2 protein-coding genes and 2 pseudogenes are annotated in these 2377 nt (G+C 62.3%); all 4 read right to left on the bottom strand.

The features are described 5' to 3' along the window. A pseudogene (locus tag R3F72_RS18415) lies at positions 1-566 on the bottom strand (aspartate carbamoyltransferase); the annotation flags it as partial. Positions 567-705: 139 nt separating this feature from the next. Further along, the gene (locus R3F72_RS18410; RefSeq protein ID WP_332780466.1) at positions 706-1422 is read right to left on the bottom strand and encodes a M48 family metallopeptidase; all 717 of its coding nucleotides are present in this window, start codon (positions 1420-1422) and stop codon (positions 706-708) included. Continuing rightward, complete coding sequence (locus R3F72_RS18405; RefSeq protein ID WP_332780465.1) at positions 1419-2168, bottom strand: type I restriction enzyme endonuclease domain-containing protein; 750 nt, start codon at positions 2166-2168, stop codon at positions 1419-1421. Before R3F72_RS18405 ends, R3F72_RS18410 begins: the two co-directional genes overlap by 4 nt. An 89-nt stretch (positions 2169-2257) precedes the next feature. After that, positions 2258-2377 (bottom strand): annotated as a pseudogene (locus R3F72_RS18400) (IS630-like element ISHsp2 family transposase); the annotation flags it as partial.

Genomic DNA, 2377 nt, shown 5'->3' with positions numbered 1-2377 from the left:
ACCAGCGTGATCCGCAGCGGTTCGTAGAGCGACAGCAGCTTGATCAGCGAGTGCACGGTGCGGCCGTATTTCAGATCGCCGGTCAGCAGCAGGTGGGCGCCGGCCAGCGGCTTGCCCAGCCGCGCGAACTCCTTGGTGATGGTGTAGACGTCCAGCAGCGCCTGGCTTGGGTGTTCGCCGGGGCCGTCGCCGCCGTTGATCACCGGCACCTGGGTCGCTTCGGCGAATTCCGCCACCGAGCCCTGCTCGGGGTGGCGCATGACGATGGCGTCGACGTAACCGCCCATCACTCGGCTGGTGTCGTAGAGCGATTCCCCCTTGGCCATCGACGAGAAGGTGAAGCCGGTGGTGTCGCAGACGCTGCCGCCGAGCCGGCAGAAGGCGGCGTTGAAGCTGATGCGGGTTCGGGTGCTGGCCTCGAAGAAGAGGTTGCCGAGCACGGCGCCTTCGAGCACGCGGGTCACCTTGCGCCGCTGGGCGATCGGCTCCATGCGCTCGGCAATGCGGATCAGATGGTCGACGGCGTCACGGGAGAGCGAGTCGACGGAGAGCAGGTGCGAAGGCATCGGGAAACCTCTTTGGCGGGCGAATGTGACAGCGCATGCGGCGGCGATAGTGTAGCGCCGCTGGCGGCTCGCTTCACGCTCGGCGGTGGCTTGGCAACGGCGCTCGTGAGAGAGCCGGACATTTGGGCAGGCGCAGCCCTCAAGCCATGGCCCGTTCCAGCCGCTGCTTACGCCGCTCCCAGTCCGGCATGATCTTATCTAGGAGCTCATAGAATGCCGGGCCATGATGAGGCTCGGCCACGTGGCAGAGTTCGTGGGTAATCACGTAGTCGATGGCATCGACCGAGGCCTGAACCAGGCGGCGATTGAGCAGCAGGTGACCGGCAGGAGACATAGAGCCCCAACGCTGCTGTGTCTGGCGCACAATGAGCCCCTGCGGTCGGAATGCCTGAGGCGCCGGAAAGCGGGCGAGGCAATGTTCGAGCCGCTCCGGGAACTTGAGGTGCGCCCGATCCCGGTACCAGGCCTCGACCAATTCGCGTGTCGTCTCGGGGCTGTAGGGGCGAGGGGTCTGTACGACGATGAACCCTCGGATCAGCTTTACACGATTGTGCGTATGCGGGATCACCTTCAGTCGATACTGCCGTCCGAGGTAGAGGTGCGTCTCACCGGCGAGATACTGCCGCTCGGGTGTCCGCGGCAGGAACTGTGAGAAATAGCGCTGTTGCCGCATCACCCAGGCGGCTCGCTTGCGCAGCCTGGCTTCGATGGCCTCCAGCGGTGTCTCAAGGGGGGCTGCGACCGTCACCGAGGCATCCGGCTCGACGGCGATTTCGAGCGTCTTTCTGGGCCGCCGGACGATCTCGTAGTGAATGTTCTGTGCTCCGTAGCGCAGGCAGTGGCTTTCTTGCATCATGCAGCGAACCTGGCTCGGGCGAGGTTCATGATCTTCAGCTCCAAGTCGTCTAGCACCTCGACCGGCAGATCGACGCCCTTCTGGTCGCGGATGACATCGAAGAAGTAGTCGTCGATGGCGTTGCGTAGATCGTTCTGCGCCATCTCGTTCGACCACAGGTCGACGATCAGATGTGACTTGATGATCTCGATGATGTCCAAGGAGATGATGGCCGCTTCGTCGCCCGCCACCGTCGCCTCGTCCCGGGTCTGGAGTTGGCCGTCGAGAATACCGAAGAACGCCTGCCCATCCTCATCGCCTTTGAGGCGCTCCGGCACGTGATGGCCGCGCTCCTTGCGCGCTATCTGGCTCGCCAGCTTTACCACGCTCCGCAGGTACTCACGTTCGGAGAGCCGCTGCTCGCGATAGGCGCGGATCGTCTCTTCGAGCAGCTCCGAGAAACGTTTGTAAAAGGTAGGGTCCTCATCCATGTTCTCGGTGATCGCCCGCCGGGTGGCACTGGAAATGCGGTCGGCCTTCGAGGCTTCCGAGACACCGGTTTCCTCGACCACCGCCTTCAGCGCATCGGGATCGTTGATGTTGACCACATCGATGATCGTCTCGGCGGGCATCGCCACGACATGATCGTCGAGTAGCTTCTGGATCTTGGGCTCGAACTCGCGGATATCTACCGTTTCCTGATAGCGGATCTGGACCGAGCGCTTGAGTTCCGAGAACTGCTGCCAGTCGCGCTTTAGGGCGTCCACTTTATTCTGGTCGAAGACGTCGAGCAGCTTGTCCGACGACAGCGCAATATGCAGGCAACGGCTGAAGGCGCTCAGGCGCGCGTAAGTGCCTATTCAAAATTAATCGCGTGATCAGTTCCGTAACCACCGAGTAAGCGGTGTACCTCTTCACGTAGACGTTCAAACGAGAGATAGGCACTCAAGGGCAGCCAGGTGTACTTCATCTGCCG

It is taken from the genome of Salinicola sp. 4072, from assembly GCF_036663415.1.
Taxonomy (GTDB): Bacteria; Pseudomonadota; Gammaproteobacteria; order Pseudomonadales; family Halomonadaceae; genus Salinicola; species Salinicola salarius_A.
Note: the sequence above shows the minus strand (reverse complement) of the source record. Positions and strands in the feature narration are given on the sequence as shown.